The 23,589-nt window shown below is 67.7% G+C and carries 18 protein-coding genes and 1 pseudogene; 10 read left to right on the top strand and 9 right to left on the bottom strand.

The features are described from left to right. Positions 1-65: 65 nt before the first annotated feature. Positions 66-479 carry a helix-turn-helix domain-containing protein gene (locus DID96_RS00540; protein ID WP_124597323.1) on the bottom strand — a complete coding sequence of 138 codons (414 nt, stop codon included), beginning with the start codon at positions 477-479 and terminating at the stop codon, positions 66-68. Between the two features lie 281 nt (positions 480-760). Between DID96_RS00540 and DID96_RS00535 the strand changes: the two genes are divergently transcribed. Then, complete coding sequence (locus DID96_RS00535; protein ID WP_124597565.1) at positions 761-1,126, top strand: hypothetical protein; 366 nt, start codon at positions 761-763, stop codon at positions 1,124-1,126. Positions 1,127-1,268: 142 nt separating this feature from the next. Here DID96_RS00535 and DID96_RS00530 read toward each other — a convergent pair whose 3' ends face one another. Together DID96_RS00530 and DID96_RS00525 are read right to left on the bottom strand one after the other, a co-directional pair. After that, the gene (locus tag DID96_RS00530; protein WP_124597322.1) at positions 1,269-2,786 is read right to left on the bottom strand and encodes a CoA-acylating methylmalonate-semialdehyde dehydrogenase; all 1,518 of its coding nucleotides are present in this window, start codon (positions 2,784-2,786) and stop codon (positions 1,269-1,271) included. Between the two features lie 53 nt (positions 2,787-2,839). Further along, complete coding sequence (locus DID96_RS00525; RefSeq protein ID WP_124597321.1) at positions 2,840-4,198, bottom strand: aspartate aminotransferase family protein; 1,359 nt, start codon at positions 4,196-4,198, stop codon at positions 2,840-2,842. A 105-nt stretch (positions 4,199-4,303) separates the two neighbouring features. Between DID96_RS00525 and DID96_RS00520 the strand changes: the two genes are divergently transcribed. After that, positions 4,304-5,263: a LysR family transcriptional regulator gene (locus DID96_RS00520; protein ID WP_124597320.1), complete on the top strand. Its 960-nt coding sequence runs from the start codon at positions 4,304-4,306 to the stop codon at positions 5,261-5,263. A 78-nt stretch (positions 5,264-5,341) separates the two neighbouring features. Next, complete coding sequence (locus DID96_RS00515; protein ID WP_124597319.1) at positions 5,342-5,833, top strand: 2,4'-dihydroxyacetophenone dioxygenase family protein; 492 nt, start codon at positions 5,342-5,344, stop codon at positions 5,831-5,833. A 114-nt stretch (positions 5,834-5,947) separates the two neighbouring features. On the opposite strand, the gene DID96_RS00510 is transcribed toward DID96_RS00515, so the two are convergent. Then, positions 5,948-6,919: a GlxA family transcriptional regulator gene (locus DID96_RS00510; protein ID WP_124597318.1), complete on the bottom strand. Its 972-nt coding sequence runs from the start codon at positions 6,917-6,919 to the stop codon at positions 5,948-5,950. Between the two features lie 170 nt (positions 6,920-7,089). Here DID96_RS00510 and DID96_RS00505 point away from each other — a divergent pair, with 170 nt between their 5' ends. Further along, positions 7,090-7,890 (top strand): SDR family oxidoreductase, encoded by an 801-nt coding sequence (locus tag DID96_RS00505; protein ID WP_124597317.1) that lies wholly within the window; start codon positions 7,090-7,092, stop codon positions 7,888-7,890. A gap of 238 nt (positions 7,891-8,128) precedes the next feature. Here the strand turns inward: DID96_RS00505 and DID96_RS00500 are convergent. The 3 genes and pseudogenes from DID96_RS00500 to DID96_RS00490 form a co-directional block, all read right to left on the bottom strand. After that, positions 8,129-8,551, bottom strand: a pseudogene (locus tag DID96_RS00500) (MFS transporter); the annotation flags it as partial. A gap of 98 nt (positions 8,552-8,649) precedes the next feature. Further along, positions 8,650-10,020 carry an MFS transporter gene (locus DID96_RS00495; protein ID WP_124597316.1) on the bottom strand — a complete coding sequence of 457 codons (1,371 nt, stop codon included), beginning with the start codon at positions 10,018-10,020 and terminating at the stop codon, positions 8,650-8,652. A gap of 179 nt (positions 10,021-10,199) precedes the next feature. Then, positions 10,200-11,159 (bottom strand): MBL fold metallo-hydrolase, encoded by a 960-nt coding sequence (locus DID96_RS00490; RefSeq protein WP_124597315.1) that lies wholly within the window; start codon positions 11,157-11,159, stop codon positions 10,200-10,202. 176 nt (positions 11,160-11,335) lie between these two features. On the opposite strand from DID96_RS00490, the gene DID96_RS00485 reads away from it, so the two are divergent. Next, on the top strand, positions 11,336-12,991 hold the full coding sequence (locus tag DID96_RS00485) for an IclR family transcriptional regulator (protein ID WP_124597314.1): 1,656 nt from the start codon (positions 11,336-11,338) through the stop codon (positions 12,989-12,991). A 360-nt stretch (positions 12,992-13,351) separates the two neighbouring features. Here DID96_RS00485 and DID96_RS00480 read toward each other — a convergent pair whose 3' ends face one another. After that, positions 13,352-13,834 (bottom strand): Lrp/AsnC family transcriptional regulator, encoded by a 483-nt coding sequence (locus tag DID96_RS00480; protein WP_124597313.1) that lies wholly within the window; start codon positions 13,832-13,834, stop codon positions 13,352-13,354. A gap of 282 nt (positions 13,835-14,116) precedes the next feature. Here DID96_RS00480 and DID96_RS00475 point away from each other — a divergent pair, with 282 nt between their 5' ends. Continuing rightward, positions 14,117-14,755, top strand: coding sequence for a LysE family translocator (locus tag DID96_RS00475; RefSeq protein ID WP_124597312.1), 639 nt, complete (start codon positions 14,117-14,119; stop codon positions 14,753-14,755). Positions 14,756-14,839: 84 nt separating this feature from the next. On the opposite strand, the gene DID96_RS00470 is transcribed toward DID96_RS00475, so the two are convergent. Then, a complete protein-coding gene (locus tag DID96_RS00470) occupies positions 14,840-16,495 on the bottom strand; it encodes an acyl-CoA synthetase (RefSeq protein ID WP_124597311.1) in 1,656 nt (551 codons plus the stop codon). A gap of 243 nt (positions 16,496-16,738) precedes the next feature. Here DID96_RS00470 and DID96_RS00465 point away from each other — a divergent pair, with 243 nt between their 5' ends. The 4 genes from DID96_RS00465 (at position 16,739) to DID96_RS00450 (ending at position 23,570) form a co-directional block, all read left to right on the top strand. Further along, positions 16,739-17,479: a Crp/Fnr family transcriptional regulator gene (locus DID96_RS00465; protein ID WP_185732142.1), complete on the top strand. Its 741-nt coding sequence runs from the start codon at positions 16,739-16,741 to the stop codon at positions 17,477-17,479. Positions 17,480-17,594: 115 nt separating this feature from the next. After that, positions 17,595-20,762 carry an efflux RND transporter permease subunit gene (locus DID96_RS00460; protein WP_124597309.1) on the top strand — a complete coding sequence of 1,056 codons (3,168 nt, stop codon included), beginning with the start codon at positions 17,595-17,597 and terminating at the stop codon, positions 20,760-20,762. A 31-nt stretch (positions 20,763-20,793) separates the two neighbouring features. Continuing rightward, on the top strand, positions 20,794-22,023 hold the full coding sequence (locus tag DID96_RS00455) for an efflux RND transporter periplasmic adaptor subunit (protein WP_124597308.1): 1,230 nt from the start codon (positions 20,794-20,796) through the stop codon (positions 22,021-22,023). Next, positions 22,023-23,570 (top strand): efflux transporter outer membrane subunit, encoded by a 1,548-nt coding sequence (locus tag DID96_RS00450; RefSeq protein ID WP_409333750.1) that lies wholly within the window; start codon positions 22,023-22,025, stop codon positions 23,568-23,570. The genes DID96_RS00455 and DID96_RS00450 overlap by 1 nt, the downstream gene beginning before the upstream one ends. The last annotated feature ends 19 nt before the right edge of the window (positions 23,571-23,589 follow it).

Below are 23,589 nucleotides of genomic sequence, written 5' to 3'. Positions count from 1 at the left end.
CGTTACTCCGTATTCGGTTGACAGGATCGGGCCTCGCGCCCACGTGGTGTCCGACGACCTGCCGCTCATCCGCGAAACGACTGCAGCAAGGTGTCCAGCATCTGGAGCAGCGCGGCGGTATCGCCGAGCGACGCGATCACGACGACCTTGATCCGGCTGCGCTCCGGATCGAAGATCGTTTCGAGATGTACGGCGCTGTCGCGTGCCGTCGGCGTGTTCAGCAAGGCCTGCAGGCTCCTTGCCACATACTGATGAAGCTCGGCGCGGGCATCGGGCACGTCGACGACCGTGGTGACGCGCACGGGTTCGGGTTCGACCGCATCCCCGGTGACCGCAGCAAGATCCGCATGCCGGATCCGATACGCCTTACCGACGCGGCTCGCGTTCAGCTTCCCGTCCCGAATGAAGCGAAGAATGGTCTTCGGATGGAGACGGAGTTTTTGCGCCGCTTCGTCGACTGTGTAAAAAGCGTCCTGCACGCTGATTGGCCCTCAATCAATATTCCTTATTGCTCCGTATTTTAATATTTTTATGGAGCAATGGGTAACATTTATGGGCATACGGGCTCGCACCCCTGCCAAAAACCGCCTATCGTGAAATCTAGCGCCCCCGTGGCCCGCCATCCGATCCGCAGCCGATCGCGCCGCCCGCCGCGGGCTGCTGCGTCGAGGCTTGCCGCATCGCGATCCCGGACCGCGCAGCCGCGCCACGCTCGAGCGATCGCGACCGCCCACCGGACAACCAGGAGGCAATCATGATCTTGAAAGCCGCGCTTCTCGCCAGTTCCGCCCTGCTCGCCGTCGTGTCCTCTTCTGCATTGGCGCAGAGCATCACGAGCGTCGAAAACGGCGCACTCGTCGCCGCGAACGGAATGACCCTCTACTCGTTCGACAAGGACAAGGCCAACGCCAGCGTGTGCACGGGGCAGTGCGAATCCGTCTGGCCGCCGTACAAGGCGAGCGCGACCGACGTGCCCGTCGGCCCGTATTCGATCGTCAAGCGCGACGACGGCAGCCCGCAGTGGGCGTACAAGGGCAAGCCGCTGTACTTCTTCTCGAAGGACCTGAAACAGGGCGACCGCAACGGCAACAACGTCGCCAACATGTGGCACGTCGTCACGCCGTGAGCGCATCCGGCATGCGTGCGTCGGACGCGATCAAGCCCGGCCGGATCACTCCGGCCGGGCTTGGGGGCTGGCGCCTGGCGCTTGCACCGATCGTTCGCGACGCCAGCCACGCAGGCACGGCGTCGCACGCAGCGAATGCGCGTCAGCGGCTCGACGGGAAGCTGAACACCGTCCCTTCGCGCACGCCCGCCGACGGCCAGCGCTGGGTGATCGTCTTGCGCTTCGTGTAGAACCGCACCGCATCCGGGCCGTATGCGTGCAGATCGCCGAACAGCGAGCGCTTCCAGCCGCCGAACGAGTGATACGCGACCGGCACCGGCAGCGGCACGTTGATGCCGACCATGCCGATCTGGATGTTGTCGCTGAAGTAACGCGCCGCTTCGCCGTCGCGCGTGAACAGGCACGTGCCGTTGCCGTACTCGTGCGCGTCGATCAGCGCCATCGCTTCGTCGAGCGACTTCAGCCGCACGACGCCGAGCACCGGCCCGAAGATCTCGTGCTGATAGATCGGCATGCCGGGCTTCACATCGTCGAACAGGCACGGGCCGAGGTAGTAGCCGCCGTCGTGGCCGTCGACCTTCACGCCGCGGCCGTCGACGACCAGCGTCGCGCCGGCGTCGATGCCGGCCTCGACGAAGCCCGTCACCTTCTCGAAGTGCTGCTTCGTGACGAGCGGGCCCATGTCGACGCCGTCGCCGCTGCCCGGGCCGACCTTCATCTTCTCGATCTCGGCCTTCAGGCCCGCGACCACCTTGTCGCCGGTCTCGTCACCGATCGCGACGACGAGCGGAATCGCCATGCAGCGCTCGCCGCACGAGCCGTACGCGGCGCCCATCAGCGCGTTCACCGCGTTGCCGATGTCGGCGTCCGGCATCACGACCGCGAAGTTCTTCGCGCCGCCGAGCGCCTGCACGCGCTTGCCGTGCGCGCAGCCGGTCGAGTAGATGTATTCGGCGATCGGCGTCGAGCCGACGAAGCTCACGGCCTTCACGCGCGGGTCGGTCAGGATCGTGTCGACCGCTTCCTTGTCGCCGTTCACGACGTTCAGCACGCCCGGCGGCAGGCCCGCTTCGAGCGCCAGCTCGGCCATCCGCAGCGTCGACGACGGCGTGCGCTCCGACGGCTTCAGCACGAACGTGTTGCCGCACGCGACGGCCATCGGCCACATCCACAGCGGCACCATCACCGGGAAGTTGAACGGCGTGATACCCGCGACCACGCCGAGCGCCTGGAACTCGCTCCACGAATCGATCGCGGGGCCGACGTTCTTGCTGTGCTCGCCCTTCAGCAGCTCGGGCACGTAGCTCGCGTACTCGACGTTCTCGATGCCGCGCTGCAGCTCGCCCATCGCGTCGGCGAGCACCTTGCCGTGCTCGGCCGTGATCAGCGCGCACAGCTCGTCCGCATGCTGCTCGAGCAGCGTCTTGAAGCGGCTCATCACGCGCGCGCGCTTCAGCGGCGGCGTGTTGCGCCACGCCGGGTACGCCGCCTGTGCGGACGCGATCGCGGCCTCGACGGTCAGCTTGTCCGCGAGCGCGACGCTCTTGTCCGATTCGCCGGTGGCCGGATCGAACACCGGCTGGAGGCGGCTGCCGCCGTCGACGCGCTTGCCGTCGATCAGGTGGCCGAGCGTGGAGGTGACGTTGCTGTCGTGTTTCATCGTTAAGACTCTTTCGTGAATTCGGATATCGGAAGACGTGCCGCGAGCGCGGCTCAGTCCACTTCGTTCAGTGCGTCGGACAGCGCGTTGACGAGGTTGTCGATCTCGCGCGTCTCGGCGATGAACGGCGGCGCGAGCTGGATCGTGTCGCCGCCGTAGCGCACGTAGAAGCCCTTCGCCCAGCAGCGCATCGCGATCTCGTACGGACGGCGCGCCGGTTCGCCGGGCAGTGCCGCGATCGTCAGGCCCGCGGCGAGGCCGTAGTTGCGGATATCGGCGATATGGCGCTGGCCCTTCAGCCCGTGCACGGCCGCCTCGAAATGCGGCGCGAGTTCGCGCACGCGGCCGATCGCGTCTTCCTTCACGAGCAGGTCGAGCGCCGCGACGCCGGCCGCACATGCAACCGGGTGTGCGGAGTACGTGTAGCCGTGCGGGAACTCGAGCATGTACTCGGGGCCGCCCGCGGCCATGAACGTGTCGTAGATCTCCTTCGTCGCAATCACGCCGCCGAGCGGCTGCACGCCGTTCGTCACCTGTTTCGCGAAGTTCATGATGTCCGGCGTCACGCCGAACGCGTCCGCGCCCGTCATCGCGCCGGCACGGCCGAAGCCCGTGATGACTTCGTCGAAGATCAGCAGGATGTCGTGCGCGGTGCAGATGTCGCGCAGGCGCTGCAGATAGCCCTTCGGCGGCACGACGACGCCCGCCGAGCCCGAGAACGGCTCGACGATCACCGCCGCGATGTTCGACGCGTCATGCAGCGCGATCAGGTCGAGCAGGCGGTCGGCCAGATCGGCGCCGTGCTCGGGCATCCCGCGCGAAAATTTGTTCTCGGCGAGCTGCGTGTGCGGCAGGAAGTCGGCGTCGACGCCCTGGCCGAATACCTTGCGGTTCGCGCCAATACCGCCGACCGAGATGCCGCCGTAATTCACGCCGTGGTAGCCCTTCTCGCGGCCGATCAGGCGCGTCTTCGTGCCCTTGCCCTTCGCGCGCCAGTAAGCGCGGGCCATCTTCAGCGACGTGTCGGCCGCTTCCGAGCCCGAGCCGGTGAAGAACACGTAGTCGAGGCCGGCCGGCGTCAGGTCCTTGATCCGGTTGGCCAGCTCGAACGACTTCGGATGACCGAACTGGAACGCCGGCGCGTAGTCGAGCTGCGCGACCTGGCGGCTCACCGCGTCGATGATCTCCGTGCGGCCGTGGCCGAGGCCCGTGCACCAGAGGCCCGACAGGCCGTCGAAAATCTTGCGGCCTTCGCCGTCCGTGTAATAGGCGCCCTGGCCCGACACGATCATGCGCGGATCGGACTTGAACTGGCGATTGGCGGTAAACGGCATCCAGTGCGCGTCGAGCCACGCGGCGTCGGTGCGCACGTCGGGGTTTTCCTGTTGCGGAGCGGTGATGGTGTCGGTCATGTCGGTCGGCGCGTCGCGCCCCTCCTCCTTGTGATGATGTTGCGCATTGTCGGGAGGCCAATTAGTCTTTTGAATATCGCAATATCAATGTTCACTTGCGCATCTATGCAAGCAAAGAAACCGAAGAGCCGGGCGCTGCTCGGGCAGCTCAGCGACATGGACCTGCGCCTGTTGCGGGTTTTCAAGGGCGTCGTGCAGTGCGGCGGGATGGCTGCGGCCGAACTCGAGCTGAATATCGGCATCTCGACGATCAGCCGCCACGTGAAGGATCTGGAAACGCGTCTCGGCCTCGTGCTGTGCCGGCGCGGCCGCGCCGGCTTCACGCTGACGCCCGAGGGGCAGACGGTGTACGAGGAGACGCTGCGGCTGCTCGCGTCGATGGAGGCGTTCCGCAGCGGGATCGACGGGATCCACGACCGGATGGGCGGCGAGCTGCACATCGCGGTGTTCGACAAGACGGCGACCAACCCGAACGCGCGTCTTGGCGACGCGATCCGCCAGTTCGCCGACGAGGCGCCGGACGTCGCGCTGAACCTGCACGTCGCGTCGATCAACGAGGTCGAGCGCGGGATCATCGACGGCAGCTACCAGGTCGGGATCATCCCGGCGCACCGTAGTTCCGGCAGCCTCGTCTATTCCGAGCTGTTCGGCGAGCGGATGCTGCTCTACTGCGGCCGTCAGCACCCGCTGTTCGACGCGCCGCACGGTAAGCTCACGTGGACCACGGTCCGCAATCACGCGTTCGCGGGGCTCGGCTTCCATTCGCCGAACATGGAACTGAGCCACCGCGCGAAGCTCACGCGCAGCGCGACCGCATCCGATCAGGAGTCGATCGCGACGCTGATCCTGTCCGGCCGCTATCTGGGCTTCCTGCCGGATCACTACGCGGAGAGCTTCGAGAGCAAGGGGCTGATGCAGGCGATCGCGCCGCACAAATTTCACTATCAGTGCAAGTTCGTCAGCCTGTTGCGGCGCTCGCCGAGGCCGTCGCGGGCGGCGCTGTTGTTTCAGTCGTGCCTGGACGCGGCGCATGCGAAGGGGCGCGAGACGGCCGGGGGCGCCTGACGCTCCGAACGGGCCGGACCGTCCGCCCCGCTCTGCGATAATGCCGGCTCCGCCGCTCTCCATCGCCCGTTGCCAGCCATGACGACCCCGTCCGCCCCGTTCCCGACCGACCTGCCGCCGATCTCGTGCCTGCCCGGCGACGCGCTGCCGTGGTTGCCGATGAGCCCCGACCTGCCGGGTCTCGCGATCAAGTACCTGCACATCAATGCAGCCGAAGACACGCTGACGGCGTTGCTGAAGATGCCCGCCGGCGGGACGCTGCCGCGCCACCGCCACCACGGGCAGGTATTCGTCTACACGTTGCAGGGCGCGTGGCGCTACCGCGAGTACGACTGGGTCGCGCACGCCGGCTCGACGGTGCTCGAACCGGCCGGCTCGGTCCACACGCCGGAAACGCTCGGCGCGGCCGGCGAAGACGTGATCACGTTCAACGTGATGCGCGGCGACCTCGTGCTGCTCGGCGACGACGGCCGCGAGACGGCGCGGGAGAATTGCCGTGTCGCGCTGCTGCGCCAGCGCAAGCACGCGCGCACGGCGCCGGATGCCGCCGCGCCGTTCGTCACGCGGTGACCGCCGACCGCTTCGGTTTTGCCGCCACAATCCTGTCGATCGCGGCCGTCACGTTCCTGACAGGCGCCGTGGTGGCGGTCATCATGCGCGAGCGGCATTGACCCGCGCGATGGCCTAGGTTGCGCTTTTCCCATCGCTTCGCGCATCGATGCGCGCGTCGCGCCGGATCGCCTGCGGCGGCGTACCGAAGCCGCGCATGAACGCTTCGCGCATATGGCGGCCGTCGCGAAAGCCGGTTTCCCTTGCGATGACGTCGAGCGGATGCCGGCTCTGTTCGATCATCAGCCGCGCGGCCTCCAGGCGCAGTCGTTCGATCGCCTTGGCCGGAGACTGCCCGGTTTCGAGCGTGAACACGCGGCTGAACTGGCGCGGGCTCAGGTGAACGCTGTCGGCCAGATCCTCGACAGTCAGCGCGCGGCTCAGATTCTGGCGCGCATAGTTCAGCGCATTCTGGATGCGATCGGATTTCGGCGCGAGGTCCAGCATTTCGGAATGCTGAGACTGGCCGCCCGCACGACGCTGATTCATCACCAGCTTGTGCGCGACCGAACGCGCCGTTTCCGCCCCCAGATCCTTTTCCACCATCGCGAGCGCGAGGTCGAGGCCGGCCGTCATGCCCGCGGACGTCCAGATCGGTCCGTCGACGATATAGATCCGGTCATCCTCGACGCGAATCTCCGGAAAGCGCTTCTGCATTTCGCGCCCGTAAAACCAGTGCGTCGTCGCGCGCCGGTGCGCGAGCAGGCCCGCTTCCGCGAGCACGAACCCGCCGGTGCAGATCCCGGCGATGCGCCGCGCACGATTGCCGGCCTTGCGCAGGAACGCGAGGATCCTGTCGGGCGCCGGTGAACTGAGCGGATCGTTGACCCCGGCGACCATCCACGTGTCCACGTCGATCTTCCCGCGCAACGAGCGCGTGCCCACGGCGAGGCCGAGCGACGAGCGCACCTCGCCGCCGGCCACCGAGAAATTGTCGAGCGTGTAGAAGGTCTCGCCCGCCACCATGTTCGCGTACTCGAACACGGACTGCGACGCGAGCGCCATGATCTGAAACCCGTCGCTGATCAGAAAGCCGATCCGGTGCATCTCCGTTCTCCCGTCGGTCAGAGCTGGCGCTTCTGCGCGTTGCTCCGGCCCCATGCAAAGCCGTCAAGCCATGACCTGAATCATACCCATCTACGTCATTTCCGTCGCGCCGAAGCGGAGCCAGAATGCACTCACCCATTCATCAACCTCGTTCGAAACGGAGTGACATCATGACTCAAGCACAACAAGGTACGGCCCTTATTACCGGCGCGTCGTCGGGTATCGGCGCAATCTACGCCGAGCGCCTGGCACGCCGGGGTTACGACCTGATCCTCGTCGCGCGGAACCGCGACCGGCTGATCGCGCTCGCCGACCGCATCACGAACGACACGCACCGCAGCGTCGATATCGTCGACGCGGACCTGAACGACCGCACGGCGCTTGCCGGCGTCGAGGCGAAACTGAAACAGGACGCGAGCATCACGCTGCTGGTCAACAACGCGGGCGTCGGCACGCATACACCGCTGCTGGACAGCGACGTCGATGCGATGACGCGCCTGATCGACCTGAACGTCACCGCGCTCACCCGCCTCACGTATGCGGCCGTCCCGGGTTTCGTCGCGCGCGGCAACGGCGCCATCATCAACATCTCGTCGATCGTCGCGATCTCACCGGAGACACTCAACGGCGTCTACGGCGGCAGCAAGGCTTTCGTGCTCGCGTTCAGCCAGTCGCTGCACCACGAGCTCGCCGACAAGGGCGTGAAGGTGCAAGCCGTGCTGCCCGGCGCGACCGCCACCGATTTCTGGCAGACCGGCGGCCTCCCGCTCGAGCATCTGCCGAAGGAAATCGTGATGTCGGCCGGCGACATGGTCGATGCGGCGTTGACCGGCTTCGACCGCGGCGAGCTCGTGACGATCCCGTCATTGCACGCCGGCGAAGAGTGGGACGCGTATGAGGCCGCGCGGCGCACGATGGCCACGCACCTGTCGAGCGATGTGCCTGCGCCGCGCTATGCCGCGGCGCGGTAAGCGCCGGATGTCGAAGCTGATCCGGATCCGGCCTGTCAGGGATTCCTGATCATGTATTCGATGTTCGGCGACAGGTTCATCGGCGAACGTCGACGCTCGCGGTTGTGCGGCGCCAATGCACGGACGTCGCGCGAACGGGCCGGCCGCATCGATTGCGGCCGGCCGCGCGGGTCACTCAGGCATAGCTGCCGGCGACTTCCGCTTTCGGAGCGTCGCCGAAGCGGAACGCTGCCGCAAGTCAGTGCGACGCGCCTGCTCGCGCCTGTTGCGCGGCCCGCGTCCCGACCAGCATCGCGACCGCGCACGCCGCGAGCAGCACGGCGATCATCAGCATCGCCGGATCCATGCTGCCGGTGCGTGTGCGGATCACGCCGACGATCCACGGCGTGATCATCCCGCTCGACACGCCGATGCTGCTGATCAGCGCGATCCCGCCCGCCGCGCCCGCCCCCGAGAAGTACGCGGATGGCACCGCCCAGAACACCGGATGCGCGGCGAAGATCAGCATCGCGGCCAGCGACAGCAGCGCCATCATCGCGATGAGGCTCGGCAGATGCAGCGTCAGCAGCGCGAGCGCGACCGCGCCGCCGAACGCGCACGCGGCGAAATGCCGGCGGCGTTCGCGCATCCGGTCCGAGTGCCGCGCGATCGCGATCAGAGCAGAAATGAGTTGTCTCCTTGGTGGCTTGCATCCGATGGCGCCGGGTTCACCCGGCGCGCAGATTGTTCGTGCGTAACCGTCCGTACGTAACCCGCCGCTCAGGCCTGCCGCACCCGCTCGCCCTTCACGCCGACCATCAGCGCGACGCCGCTCACGACCAGCAGCGCGGCCAGCAGATAGACGGCGAGATCCATGCTGCCCGTGCGCGTGCGGATCAATCCGATCACCCACGGGCTGACGATGCCGCTCGTGATGCCGATGCTGCTGATCAGCGCGATCCCTGCCGCCGCGGCCTTGCCCGAAAGATAGCCGGTCGGCACCGCCCAGAAGATCGGCAGCGCGGCAAAGATCAGCGTCGCCGCGATCGACAGGCATGCGAGCATCGCCGCGAAGCTGTGCAAATGCAGCGTCAGCGCGGCAAGCGCGAGCCCGCCGCCGATCGTGCAGCACGCGAAGTGCCTGCGGCGCTCGCCGGTGCGGTCCGAGCGGCGCGCGATCAGGATCAGGCCGACCGCGCCGACCGCATTCGGCACCACCGTGTAGAGGCTCACGGCCACGACATCGGTCACGCCGAAATCGCGGATCATCAGCGGCATCCAGAAGTTGAGCGTCAGCGACGCGCAGGTCAGCGAGAAATAGATGAACGCGAACAGGTAGACGCGCGGGTTCAGCAGCGCGGCGGCGAGGCTGCGCGAATCGTGCGAATTGTGCGAGTCGTGCGAATCGTGCGCACGACGATCTCCATCACGCCCCTGCCCTTGCGCACAGAGCGACGTCACGCGCGCCTTTTCGGCCGGCGTGAGCCACGCGGCGTCCTGCGGCCGGTCGACGAGATACGCGAGCGCGACGAACGCGAGCACGATCGCCGGTGCGCCTTCGATCGCGAACATCCATTGCCAGCCGAACAGGCCGAGCACGCCAGCCATGTCACGCATGATCCAGCCCGACATCAGGCCGCCGAGCACGCCCGCGACCGCGACGCCCGCGAAGAACACCGAGATCACGGCCGCGCGCCGGTTCGCGGGGAACCAGTAGGTCAGGTACAGCACGATGCCGGGAAAGAAGCCCGCTTCGAACACGCCGAGCATGAAGCGCAACACGTAGAAATGCGTCGGCTTCGACACGAACATCATCCCGACCGACGCGATCCCCCACAGCAGCATGATCCGCGTGAACGTGCGACGCGCGCCGAAGCGCGCGAGCAGCATGTTGCTCGGCACTTCGCAGAACACGTAGCCGACGTAGAACACGGCCGCGCCGAGGCCGTACATCGCGTCGCTGAAGCCGAGGTCGTGCTTCATCTGCAGCTGCGCGAAGCCGATGTTGATGCGGTCGAGGAACGACACGACGTAGCAGAGGAACAGGAACGGAATGATCCGCCACGCGATCTTGCGGAACAGCAACTGGTCGTCGGAAGCCGGGACGGACGCGGACGCGACCGCCGCTTCGGCAGGAACGGATTGGGGCATGTCTCTCTCCAAACGCGCTGCGCGATTCGAGCGCGCAGCAGTCTCCGCGGGCGTGCATGCGCCCTGCTTTCTTGTGAGATCGGGAACCGCTGCGGGTACCAGTGCGCGAACCGGCTACCAGCCACCGCCGCGGAAAAAAAGCGGGACGTCCGCCCGGACGCCCCGCTGTCGTATGCCGCTCACTCCTGCAGCGCGGCCCACATTTCCTTGTCGCGCTGCGCAGTCCAGATGCGCGGATGCGTGATGCCGCTCGCTTCGTCGAACGCGCGCGACACGTCGAACGGCAGGCAGTGTTCGTAGATGAACACCTCGCCGAACTTCGGATCCATCGCTTCGCGCGCGAGCGCCATCGCGGCCTTCAGGTCGAGCTTCTGCTCGACGGCCTTGCGCCCCTGCGCGAGCAGCGTCGTGACGAAGTCCTTCGTGTAATCAAGGCCCTTGTTCACTTCGGCCGGGTTCAGCAGCGCCGGGCCGCGGCCCGGCACGAGCTTGTCGGCGCCGAGCGCGCGCAGCGCCTCGAGCGTCGCCGGCCACTGTTCGAGCTGCGCGTCGCCGCAATAGCACGCGGCGTCGTATTCGACGAGGTCGCCCGAGAACAGCACCTTCTGCGACGGCAGCCACACGATCGTGTCGCCCTTCGTGTGGCCCGAGCCGACATGCATGATCTTCACTTCGAGCTTGCCGAGGAACAGCGTGATCTCGCGCTCGAACACGAGCGTCGGCCAGGTCAGGCCCGGCACCGTCTCGACGCCCGCGAACAGGCGCGGGAAGCGCTCGATCTCCGACTTCATGTCGGCCTCGCCGCGCTCGACGATCATCTCGTAGGTGCCGCGGCTCGCGATCACCTGCTGCGCGCCTTCGGCGAAATAGGCGGACGCGCCGAGCACGCGCACCGCGTGGTAGTGCGACAGCACGACATGCTTGATCGGCTTGTCGGTAACGCTGCGGATCTTCGCGATCAGGTCCTGCGCCATCGCGGGCGTCGCGGTCGTGTCGACGATCAGCACGCTGTCGTCGCCGACGATCACGCCCGAGTTCGGGTCGCCTTCGGCGGTGTACGCGTAGGCGTTCTCGGACAGCTGGGTCCAGGTGATCTTCTTCTCTTCCAGATCGGCTTGAGAGGCGAATGCTTTGGCCATGTTGCGTTCCGTGGCTGCGAGCCATGTGTTGAGGGGAGTGTCCGGATCATCGTCCCGCCCACTAAGTTTGTCAATGACAAATACACTTGCTATTGTCTAATACGGGTAAACGTGCGGACCGGCGCGATAAATGGCGTCGGATACCATTCGGGGTATTCCGATTTCAGGTGAACGCAGTGCAGAACGACGAAGATCGCGCGGACGGCGCGCCGCAGAAGGCGCAGCGGGGCATCCAGAGTGTCGAGGTGGGCGGCCGGCTGCTCGATGCGCTCGCCCGGCGGCGCAAGCCGCTCGGCCTTTCCGAGCTGGCGGCGGCCGCGGAGCTGTCGACCGCGCAGGCGCATACCTATCTGGTGAGCCTGACGCGCCTCGCGCTCGTGAAGCGCGACGCGATCACCGGCAATTACGAGCCGGGGCCGCTGTCGCTGCGGCTCGGCCTGATGTCGATCGAGCAGCAGCCGGCGTATCGGGCCGCGTTGCCGCATGCGGCGCGGCTCGCGGAAGGCGTCGGGCTCAGCGTCGCGCTGTCGGTGGCGGGCGCGCTCGGTCCGACGATCGTGCGCATCGAGCACGGCGGCTATCCGCTGCACGTCAACCTGCACGTCGGTTCGGTCATGTCGCTCGACACGACGGCGACCGGCCGCGTGTTCCGCGCGTTCGGCGACCCCGCGCAGCTCGACGCGATGGCGGCCAGCCAGGCCGGCGCGGGCCGCACGCTCGCGGGCGCCGACGCCACGCAGCCGCTGCCGGACGCCGACGCGCGGCAGGCCGAACTCGACGCGATCCGCCAGCGCGGCATCGAGCGCAGCGTCGACCTGCCCAGCCCCGGCGTCAGCGCGATGTGCGTGCCCGTGTTCGACGCGGACGGCCGCCTGCAGCTCGCGATGACGGTGATCGGTTCTACGGGGTCGATCGATGTCGGATGGGACGGCCCGATCGCGACCGCGTTGCGCGATGCGGCGCGGCTGGCAACCGCATCGCTCGGCGCGGAACACGCCGCGCCGCCCGCGCCGGTCGCGACGGTCACGGCAGCGGCGCGCGTGCCGCCCGCGCTGGCCGACGACGCGAAGGCGCAGCGCGGGATCAATGCGCTCGACAGCACGGGCGAGCTGCTGCTCGCGCTCGTGTCGGCGGGCCGCGCACTGTCGCTGCGCGATCTCGCGGCCGTGGCCGGAATGCCGGCCGCGAAGGCGTTCCCGCACCTCGTGAGCCTGCTGAAGATCGGCCTGCTGAGCCGCGACGATGCGGGCTGCTTCGACGCGGGGCCGCTCAGCCAGGCGCTCGGCCTGATCGCGATGCAGCGCGTGTCGCCGACCCGCGACGCGGAAGCCGAGATCGTTGCGCTGGCCGAGGCAACCGACATGAGCGTTGCGGCCGCGACGCTCGGCCCGCTCGGGCCGACGGTGATCCGTCTCGAGGAATCCGCGCGACCGCAGCACGTGAGCCTGCAGGTCGGCACCGTGATGTCGCTGGTCAACACGGCGATCGGCCGGAGCTTCGCGGCCGGCATGTCGGACGACGTGCTGGCCGGCCTGCTCGCCGACGAGCCCGTGCGCCTCGCGGGCCATGCCGCGCAGATCGACGACGCGTTCCGCGCGCGGCTCGCGGCGATCCACGTGGACGGGCTCGACTTCGCGTTCGACGCGCCGGTGCCCGGCATCGCGACGGTCGCCGCGCCCGTGTTCGATCACACCGGCAGCATCCGGCTCGTGATCGCCATCATCGGATCGTCACGCGGCTTTCCGCACGGGCCCGACAGCGACCTCGCGCAGACGCTGCTGGCTGCCACGCGGCGGCTGTCGTGGCGGTTCGGGTGGATCGGCGGCCTATGACCGACGACGAAGGTTTATGTTGCGTCGCGGCAACAGATTCCGAAAGGAATTCCCATATTACAAAATCTAATTTCACGAAGCGGTGGGATCGGTCTATTATTAGGGTATTCCCTCACGGGTAATCCCTAGTTCCACCCTGATACGGCTTCGTCATGCAAACGTCTAATGTCTCCGACCGTTCCAACCAATCCGCTGGCTGGCTCGAGCGTTTTGGCTCGCTGCTTGCGGAAGCGTGGGCACTCCACCTCGAAAACTGCGAGATCATTGCTCAAGCACACGCGCGCCTGCCGCGCTGAACGGGAAACGGAACGCGAGACAAGAGCCGGCCGCATGATGGCCGGCTTTTTTTCGTCCATTCGCTCACACCTGTATCGACGGCACGTCTTTCATGCAGCGCAGTGCGAACATCGAGCGGCTGTGGCGGATGCTCGAAATCCTGTACAGCTTCTCGCGAAGAAACCGCTCGTATCCGGCGGTGCCGTCGACGGCAACCTTGATCCAGTAGTCGTAGTCGCCCGACACGAGATAGGCCTCGAGCACCTCCGGCAGCGCCGCGAGTTCCGCGCCGAAGCGCGCGAGCGCGTCGTCCTCGTGGCGATCCAGCGTGACCTCGAGAATCACGATATCCGCGTAGCCCAGCTTGCCCTGGTTGACGAGCGCAACGTAGCCGTCGATGTAGCCGTCGGCTTCGAGCTGTCGCGTGCGGTTCCAGCATGAGGTCGTCGACATGCCGATCTGTTCGGCCAGTTCGGCATTCGACAGGCGGGCGTTCTTCTGCAGTGCGCGGAGGATCTTGCGGTCCTGATTGTCGAGGGTTTTCGGCGAGCGTTCGCGTGCGGCCATGGCGTCAAGAATTTTCTACAGTAAATCGACATTCTAGCTGGACAGCATTCCAACTTACACGCCATTTCACTGGAAAACAGGAAGCATTTTTAGCGTCAGGCTTGATACATTTTCTCCATGCCTGTTGCCCGGCACGCTCCCCGCGACAACCCCTTCGCATCGGGACGCACGGCCGCGATCACGAGTTGCGGTGCCGGGCTGGCGGGCATTCGATATCCGCCGCCCGTGCGCAACACCGACTGCGCACGGGCGGTGCCTGCTTCCCTGTCCTTGCACTTCGTCATGTCGTTCCGGCTCTACCTCTCGTTCCTCGCCGCTTCCATCGTTCTCGTCTACGCCCCCGGCCCCGTCAACCTGCTCACGATGAATCAAGCGCTGCGCGCCGGCTGGCGGCGTGCGCTGCCTTGCGTCTGGGGCGGCACGCTCGCCGTGCTGCTGCAACTCGCGCTGACCGCGCTCTGCCTGAATTCGCTTCTGCATATCGACGATCGCGCACTGACCGTGCTGCGCTGGGCGGGCGCCGCGTATCTCGTCTGGCTGGGATGCAAGCAATGGATCAACCGCGCACCGCTGGCCGAGGCCGGTGCATCGACCTCGATCGGCCAACCGGCATCCGACACGGGACGCGCATTGTTCTGGCGTGGCCTCGCGACGTCCGGCCTGAATCCGAAAACGCTGCTGTTCTTTCCGTCGTTCTTTCCGCAATTCCTCAGTGCCAACGCGGAATGGAGCGTGAATCTTCAGTATCTGCTGCTGGCGGCGACGTTCGCGCTGCTGTTCGCGGGCGGCATCGCGTCGATGGCGTTGTTCTCGCACCGGCTGAGCCGGACCTTGCAGCGGCCGGCGCGGATGCGCGCGATGAACCGGGTGACGGGCGGCCTGCTCGTCGGGATGGGCGCGCTGATGGCCGGGTGGAACTGATCGGGCGCGCTCTGGCGATTGTGTGGCGGATTGCGTGGCGGATTCCGCGTTGAAACGGGACGGAATGCGCCACGCCGCGCCAACTCACTTCTTCGCGTCCCCGGCCAGGTCGATCGCCTTGTCCGAACCGACCGCATTGCGCAGCTGGAATTTCTGGATCTTGCCGGTCGACGTCTTCGGCAGCTCGCCGAAGCGCACGACCTTCGGCACCTTGAAGCCCGCGAGCAACTGCTTGCAATGCGCGATGATCTCCTGCTCGGTCACGCTCGCGCCTTCGCGCAACTCGACGAATGCGCACGGCACCTCGCCCCACTTCGGGTCCGGCATCGCGACCACCGCCGCGACCGCGACCGCCGGATGCCGGTACAGCGCGTCCTCAACCTCGATGCTCGAGATGTTTTCGCCGCCCGAAATGATGATGTCCTTCTTGCGATCCTTGATCCGGATATAGCCGTCCGGCGACAGCACCGCGAGATCGCCGGTATGGAACCAGCCGCCGTGGAATGCTTCGTCCGTTGCGTGCGGGTTCTTCAGGTAGCCCTTCATGCAGATGTTGCCGCGAAACATGATCTCGCCGAGCGTCTCGCCGTCGGCCGGCACCGGCGTCATCGTGTCCGGATCGAGCACCGTCGCGCCCGCCTCCAGGTGGTAGCGCACGCCCTGCCGCGCATTGAGCCGCGCGCACTCGTCGTCGGACAGGTCCGCCCAGCCCTCCTGCTTCGCGCAGACCGTCGCCGGCCCGTAGACCTCGGTCAGCCCGTACACGTGCAGCAGGTCGAAACCGATCTCCTTCATTTTCGCGATCACGGCCGGCGCCGGCGCGGCGCCCGCGACCATCGCGTGGACGGTGTGGTCGATCCCCGCGCGCAACTCGGCCGGCGCGTTCGCGATCGCGCTCTGCACGATCGGCGCGCCGCAGTAATGCGTGACGCGCTCGCGACGGATCAGGTCGAACACGGTCTTCGCGTCGAACTTGCGCAGGCAGACGTTCACGCCCGCACGCGCCGCGACCGCCCACGGGAAGCACCAGCCGTTGCAGTGGAACAGCGGCAGCGTCCACAGGTAGACCGCGTGCTTCGGCATGTCCCATTCGAGGATGTTGCTGAGCGCGGCGAGATACGCGCCGCGGTGGTGGTAGACGACGCCCTTCGGGTCGCCGGTCGTGCCGGACGTGTAGTTCAGCGCGATCGCGTCCCACTCATCGGCGGGCGGCGTCCACGCGTAGCCGGCGTCGCCGCCGGCGACGAACGCCTCGTAATCGGTCGCGCCCGCGAAGCGCGCGGGGTCGGCCGGCATCGCGTCGGCGACGCTGACGATCTTCAATCCCGGAATTTCCAGTGCCGCGCGGTGCGCGAGCTCCGCGTATTCGGTGTCGACGATCAGCACCTTCGCTTCGCCGTGGCGCAGCGTGAACAGCACAGTCGGGATGTCGAGCCGCGTGTTGATCGTGTTCAGCACGGCGCCCGCCATCGGCACGCCAAAGTGCGCCTCGACCATCGCCGGAATGTTCGGCAGCAGCGCCGCGACGGTGTCGCCGCGGCCAACGCCGGCCTGCGCGAGCGCACTCGCGAGCTGCTTCGCGCGCGTGTAGGTTTCGCCCCACGTGCGGCGCACGTCGCCGTGCACGATCGCCAGGCGATCGCCGTAGACCTCGGCCGACCGCACCAGGAAGTCGAGCGGCGTAAGCGGCACGTAGTTGGCATCGCGGCGGTCGAGGCCGGCTTCGAACATCTGCGTCATGATCGTGTCTCCAGTTTGCCGAAGTGGCGTTCATGTCGACCGGGGCCGTGCTTCCGCACCGTCTCCGGTTCGACACATCGCACTCCGGTCTCATGCAAAGTCAAGGCGCACGCGCCCCGGGTCGGTTTGATGTGGTTCAATTCGAGATAGCCTAACGGGCGCTATTGTGGGCCGTCTGTCATCGAAGCGACAGAGTGCCCGATGCGCGCCGCGCGTTATCCCTATCCTCGCAAACCCGGACCCATGCACGACGACGTTTTTGCCCCCCTCGACGCGCCCGCCACCGACGCGCCGGCCGAGCCCGGCCCGCTGCCCGCGCTGTTCGGCCAGTGCGCGTGGTTCCGCGCGCTCGCGCCCGAGCACCAGGCGCTCGTGCTCGCCCACTCGCATGCCGAATGCCGCGACGCGGGCGACGTGATCGCGCGGCGGCTCGCGCCGTCCGAATACTGGATCGGCGTGCACCGCGGGCTGCTGAAGCTCGCGATCTTCAACGCGTCGGGGCGCGGCTGCACGTTTTCCGGCGTGCCGTCGGGCGGCTGGTTCGGCGAAGGCAGCGTGATCAAGCGCGAGCCGCGCAAGTACGAGGTGGTCGCGGTCCAGCGCTCGAACGTGCTGTTCGTGCCGGCCGACACCTTCCATGCGCTGCTCGACAGCAGCCTGCCGTTCACGCGCTTCGTGATTCACCAGCTGAACAACCGGATGGGCGAATTCATCGCATCGATCCAGAACAGCCGGCTGCTCGACGTCGACGCGCGGGTCGCGCAGTCGCTCGCGCAGCTGTTCAACCCGGACCTGTACCCGGATACGGGCCGGGCGCTCGCGATCTCGCAGGAGGAGCTCGGGATGCTGGTCGGCGTGTCACGCCAGCGGATCAACCAGGCGCTGCAGCAGCTGGAAAAGCTTGGCGCGCTGCGGCTCGCGTACAACCAGATCGAGGTGGTCGACCTGGCGGCGCTCGCGCGGGTCGGGATGGAGCAGATCTGAGCCGCGCGCGAATCTGACAATTCCGCCAGTTTCGCGCCAGTAACCCGTTCCGCGCACAGGCCTATCATTCGAGTGCCCTTCACCACCGTCTGAATGCCGCCTCCCCACCGCCTCCATGTGGATCGTCAATCTCGCGCTCAGGCGCCCCTACACGTTCATCGTGATGGCCATCATGATCGTGCTGGCCACCCCGCTCGCCCTGATGCGCACGCCTGTCGACGTGCTGCCGTCGATCAACATCCCGGTGATCAGCGTGATCTGGAATTACAGCGGGCTGTCGGCGAAGGAGATGACGAACCGCATCACGGCGGTGCATGAACGGATCCTGACGACGACCGTCAACAACATCCAGCACATCGAGTCGACCACGCTGCCCGGCACCGCGGTCGTCAAGGTGTTCCTGCAGCCGGGCGCGAACGTGCAGACCGCGATCGCGCAGACGGTATCGTCCGCGCAGGCGATCGTCCGGCAGATGCCGCAGGGCGCGACGCCCCCGCTCGTGATCACGTATTCCGCATCGAGCATCCCGGTGATCCAGCTCGGGCTGTCGAGCAAGACACTGGGCGAGGAGTCGCTCGCCGACATCGCGCTGAACTTCCTGCGCCCGCAGCTGATCACGATTCCCGGCGCGCAGGTGCCGTTCCCGTACGGCGGCCGCACGCGCGTCGTCGCGGTCGACATCGATGCGAAGGCGCTGATGTCGAAGGGCCTCACGCCGGCCGACGTCGTCAACGCGGTGAACACGCAGAACCTCGTGCTGCCGACCGGCACCGCGAAGATGGGTCAGACCGAGTACCGGGTCGACACCAACGCGTCGGCCGACACGATCGCCGACATCAGCCACATCCCGCTGCAGACCGTGAACGGCGCGACCACCTATCTCGGCGAAGTCGCGGCCGTGCGCGACGGTTTCTCGCCGCAGACCAACATCGTGCGGCAGAACGGCCAGCGCGGCGTGCTGGTGTCGATCCTGAAGAGCGGCGACGCGTCGACGCTGAAGGTCGTGTCGGACCTGAAGGCGCTGCTGCCGAAGGTAATCCCGACGCTGCCCGAGGGGCTGACGGTCACGCCGCTGTTCGACCAGTCGGTGTTCGTCAACGCCGCCGTGCAGGGCGTGATCCACGAGGCGCTGATCGCCGCCGTGCTGACCGCGATGATGATCCTGCTGTTCCTCGGCAACTGGCGCAGCACGCTGATCATCGCGATCTCGATCCCGCTGTCGATCTTCACGTCGCTGATCGCGCTGTCGGCGCTCGGCGAAACCATCAACATCATGACGCTCGGCGGGCTCGCGCTCGCGGTCGGCATCCTGGTGGACGACGCGACCGTCACGATCGAAAACATCGAGCGGCACCTGCATCTCGGCACCGGGCTGCATGACGCGATCCTCGAAGGCGCGGGCGAGATCGCGGTGCCGGCGTTCGTGTCGACGCTGTGCATCTGCATCGTGTTCGTGCCGATGTTCTTCCTGACCGGCGTCGCGCGTTTCCTGTTCGTGCCGCTCGCCGAGGCCGTGGTGTTCGCGATGCTCGCGTCGTACGTGCTGTCGCGCACGCTCGTGCCGACGCTCGCGATGCTGCTGTTCCGCCCGCGGCAGGCGAGCGTCGGGCCCGATCATTCGACGTCGCGTTTCGCGCGCGTGCACCACCGTTTCAATCATGCGTTCGAGCGGCTGCGCGCGTCGTACATCGTGCTGCTCAGCGTGCTGCTGGTGCGCCGCCGCTTCTACGCGATGTGCTTCCTCGGCTTCTGTGTGCTGTCGACGGCGCTCGTGTTCGCGCTCGGCCGCGACTTCTTCCCGAACGCGGATTCCGGCAACCTCCGGCTGCACATGCGCGCGCCGACCGGCTACCGGATCGAGGAGACCGCGCGCCTCGCCGACGAGGTCGAACGCGTCGTGCGCGAGGTCGTGCCGCCCGACGAGCTCGGCGCGATCGTCGACAACCTCGGGCAGCCGATCAGCGGCATCAACCTGTCGTACAGCAACGCGGGCACGATCGGCTCGCTCGACGGCGAGATCCTGATCGCGCTGACGCCCGGCCACGCGCCAACCCAGCATTACGTCGAGACGCTGCGCGCGCTGCTGCCCGAGCGCTTCCCGGGCGCCGAGTTCTTCTTCCAGCCGTCGGACATCATCACGCAGATCCTGAACTTCGGCCAGCCGGCCGCGATCGACGTGCAGGTGCTCGGCAACGATCTCGCGAGTAACATGGAAATCGCGAGCCGCCTGATGAAAAAAGTCAGGCAAATCCCCGGCGCGGTCGACGCGCACGTGCTGCAGCGCAACGACCAGCCGACCCTCGTAGCCGACATGGACCGTACGCGCATGCAGCAGCTCAACCTCTCCGCGCAGAACGTCGCGCAGAACATGCTGATCTCGCTGTCGGGCAGCGCTCAGACGACGCCGTCGTTCTGGGTCAACCCGAAAACCGGCGTGCAGTACCCGCTCGCGATCCAGACCCCGCAATACGACATCGGCTCGGTCGGCGACCTGCTCGGCACGCCCGTGTCGGCAGGACGCACCGGCGCGCCGCTGCAACTGCTCGGCAACCTCGTGCAGATGCGCACCGCGAGCGAACCGGCCGTGTTCACGCACTACAACATCCGCCCGGCGATCGACCTGTACGTGAGTGTCGAGGGCCGCGACCTCGGTTCGGTCGCGGGCGAGGTCGGCAAGATCGTGTCGGACGCGCGCGCGACGCTGCCGCGCGGCACCGAGCTCACGATCCGCGGCCAGGTCGAGACGATGCGCACGTCGTATCTCGGCCTCGGCGCGGGTGTCGCGATGGCGATCGTACTCGTCTACCTGCTGATCGTCGTGAATTTCCAGTCGTGGCTCGACCCGCTGATCATCATCAGCGCGATGCCCGCTGCGCTCGCCGGCATCGCGTGGATGCTGTTCATCACCGGCACGCACCTGTCGGTGCCGGCGCTGACGGGCGCGATCATGACGGTCGGCGTCGCGACCGCGAACAGCATTCTCGTCGTGTCGTTCGCGCGCCAGCGCCTCGCGGCCGGCGCACCGTCGCTCACCGCCGCGCTCGAGGCCGGCGCGACGCGGCTCCGCCCGGTGCTGATGACCGCGCTCGCGATGATCATCGGCATGGTGCCGATGGCGCTCGGGCTCGGCGAAGGCGCCGAGCAGAACGCGCCGCTCGGCCGCGCGGTGATCGGCGGGTTGCTGTTCGCGACGGTTTCGACGCTGCTGTTCGTTCCGCTCGTATTCGCCGGCGTCCACGCGCGGCTCGCGCGGCGGCGCGCGCGCAAGGCCGCCGGACATTGATCATCGCTTCGCCTATTGACCGGTTGAACTCATGGAAGAGAAACATCACCGCGCCGTCGGCATCCAGGTAGACGAACACGGGCTCGACCTGCCCGCGCGGGCGGGCGTGTGGCGCCGCTCGCGGATCGTGCTGATCGTCGTCGGCGTGCTGCTGGCGGCCGGCGCGGCGCGCACCGTCGTCACGAACGTCGTGAGCCGCAACCGGCTCGACGGAATCACCGCGCAGAACGCGCGCCAGTACGTGAGCGTCGTGCACCCGGCCGATGCCGCGCACGGCGGCCACCTGACGCTGCCCGGCACGCTGCGCGGCTTCGTCGAGGCGCCGATCTTCGCGCGCGCGAACGGCTATGTGCTGCGCTGGCAGGCAGACATCGGCGCGCACGTGAAGCAGGGGCAACTGCTCGCCGAGCTCGACACGCCGGAGCTGAACCAGGAACTCGCGCAGGCGAGCGCGCAGCGCCAGCAGGCACTGGCCGCGCTCGCGCTCGCGAAGACGTCGTTCGACCGCGCGCAGCAGCTGCGCCAGCGCGATGCCGTATCGCAGCAGGAACTCGACGACCGCCAGGGCGCTTACAACCAGGGCGCGGCGAACCTCGCGGCGGCGGACGCGAACGTGCGGCGGCTGACCGAGCTGAAAGGCTTCCAGCGCATCGTCGCGCCGATCGACGGGATCGTCACGCAGCGCAACGTCGACGTCGGCGATCTCGTCAGCTCCGGCAACGCGGGCCGGTCGCTGTTCACCGTCGTGCAGGCCGACCGGCTGCGCCTCTACGTGCAGGTGCCGCAGGCCTATGCGCAGCAGGTGAAGACCGGCCAGCATGTGAGCGTCGCGCAGGCCGAGCTGCCGGGCCAGACGTTCGACGGCACGATCACGCGCACGTCGGAAGCGATCGACGTGGCGACCCGTTCGCTGCAGATCGAGATCACGCTGCCCAACCCGGACGGACGGCTGCTGCCGGGCGCCTACGTGCAGGCGACGCTGCCGATGACGCCGGCCGGCCGCCTGTCGGTGCCGGCGAACACGCTGCTGTTCCGCGCGGAAGGCCCGACGGTCGCGACCGTCGACGCGAACGGGCAGATCCGGCTGAAGCCCGTGACGGTCGTGCGCACGGTCGGGCAGACGCTCGAGATCGACGGCCCCGTCACGCCCGACGATCGCCTCGTCGTGAACCCGAGCGATTCGGTCGCGAACGGCGATTCGGTCGTCGTCGCGAACCCGGCGCCGCGGCCGGCATCCGGCGCGGCCGGAGCGAAGACATGATGCGCGTGACGCGGTTGGTCCGAGTGACACCCGCCCGCCTCGCGTTGCTGCCCGCTGCGCTCGCCGGTACGCTCGCCACACTCACCGCACTAGCGACGCTGGCCGGCTGCACGGTCGGCCCCGACTACCGGCGGCCCGAGGTCGACGCGCCGGCCGCATGGCACGTCGACCCCGCCGACGCGTACTGGCATCCGGCCGCACCCGCGCATGCGCCGCTCGATCCGGCATGGTGGACCGCGTTCGGCGATCCGCAGCTCGACGCGCTCGAAGCCGACGCGCTGCGCAACAACCAGAGCCTGAAGGTCGTCGCGGCGCGCTACGACCAGGCGAAGGCGACGCTCTCATCGGTCGCATCCGCGCAGTATCCGGCCGTCAACCTGAACGCGAGCGGCCAGCGCTTCAAGATCTCCGCGGACCGGCCGCGGACGAATTACGCGGTGAACAGCATGTCGACCGTGCAGAACGACATTCAGGTCGGCGCGAGCGTCAGCTACGAACTCGACCTGTTCGGCCGCGTGCGGCGCAACGTCGAATCGGCGCAGGCGAGCACCGACGAGGCGCGCGACGATTTTGCGAACGCGCGCCTCGTGCTGACCGCCGATCTTGCGTCGAGCTACCTGTCGCTGCGCGAACTCGACGCCGAGATCGACGTCGTCAAGCGCTCGATCGACCTGCAGCAGAAGGCGCTCGACTACGTGTCCGCGCGCCACGACCTCGGCGCGGTGTCGGGGCTCGACCTGCTGCAGCAGCGCGCGCAGCTCGACGCGACGCGCACGCAGGCGCAGTTGCTGATCCAGCAGCGCGCGCAGGTCGAGACCGCGCTCGCGACGCTCGTCGGCACGCCCGCGCCGTCGTTCTCGCTGCCGCCGCGCGTCGTGCCGATCAACGCGCCGCCGCTGCCGACCGGCGTGCCGAGCGACGTGCTGCAGCGCCGCCCCGACGTCGCGTCCGCCGAGCGCGCGATGGCCGCCGCGAACGCGCAGATCGGCGTCGCGCGCGCCGCGTATTTCCCGCGCATCATGCTGTCGCCCGACATCGGCTGGGATGCGACGCGCTTCTCCGGGCTGTTCACGGTGCCGGCGCTGCTGTGGTCGGTCGGCGCATCGTTGAGCCAGCCGCTGTTCGAGGGCGGCCGGCTGAAGGCCGGCGTCGATTTCGCGCAGGCCGGCTACGTCGCCGCGCAGGCGAACTACCGGCAGACCGTGCTGACCGCGTTCCAGGAGGTGCAGAATGCGGTCACGGGCCTGTCGGTGCTCGACGAGGCCGCCAGGCAGTCGGCGGCCGCGGTCGACGACGCGCGCAAGCTCGTCGCGCTCGCGCAGGATCGCTATGCGGGCGGCCTGACGCCGTTCATCGACGTGCTGACGGCCGAGCAGCAGCAGCTCACGAGCGAACGCCAGGCGGTGCAGATTCAGGGCCAGCGCGCGGCGCTCGTCGTGTTCCTCGCGAAGGCGCTCGGCGGCGGCTGGGACGCCGGCGCTACGTCGTCCGCGATTGCAGCGGTTGCCGCGGCCCCGGCACCGGTTCACGCTGATAACGGGCGCTAACCCGATTACGGAATCGAAC

The sequence above is a fragment of the Burkholderia sp. Bp8963 genome (assembly GCF_003854275.1).
Lineage (GTDB): Bacteria > Pseudomonadota > Gammaproteobacteria > Burkholderiales > Burkholderiaceae > Burkholderia.
This window is presented reverse-complemented; position numbering and strand designations above follow the sequence as displayed.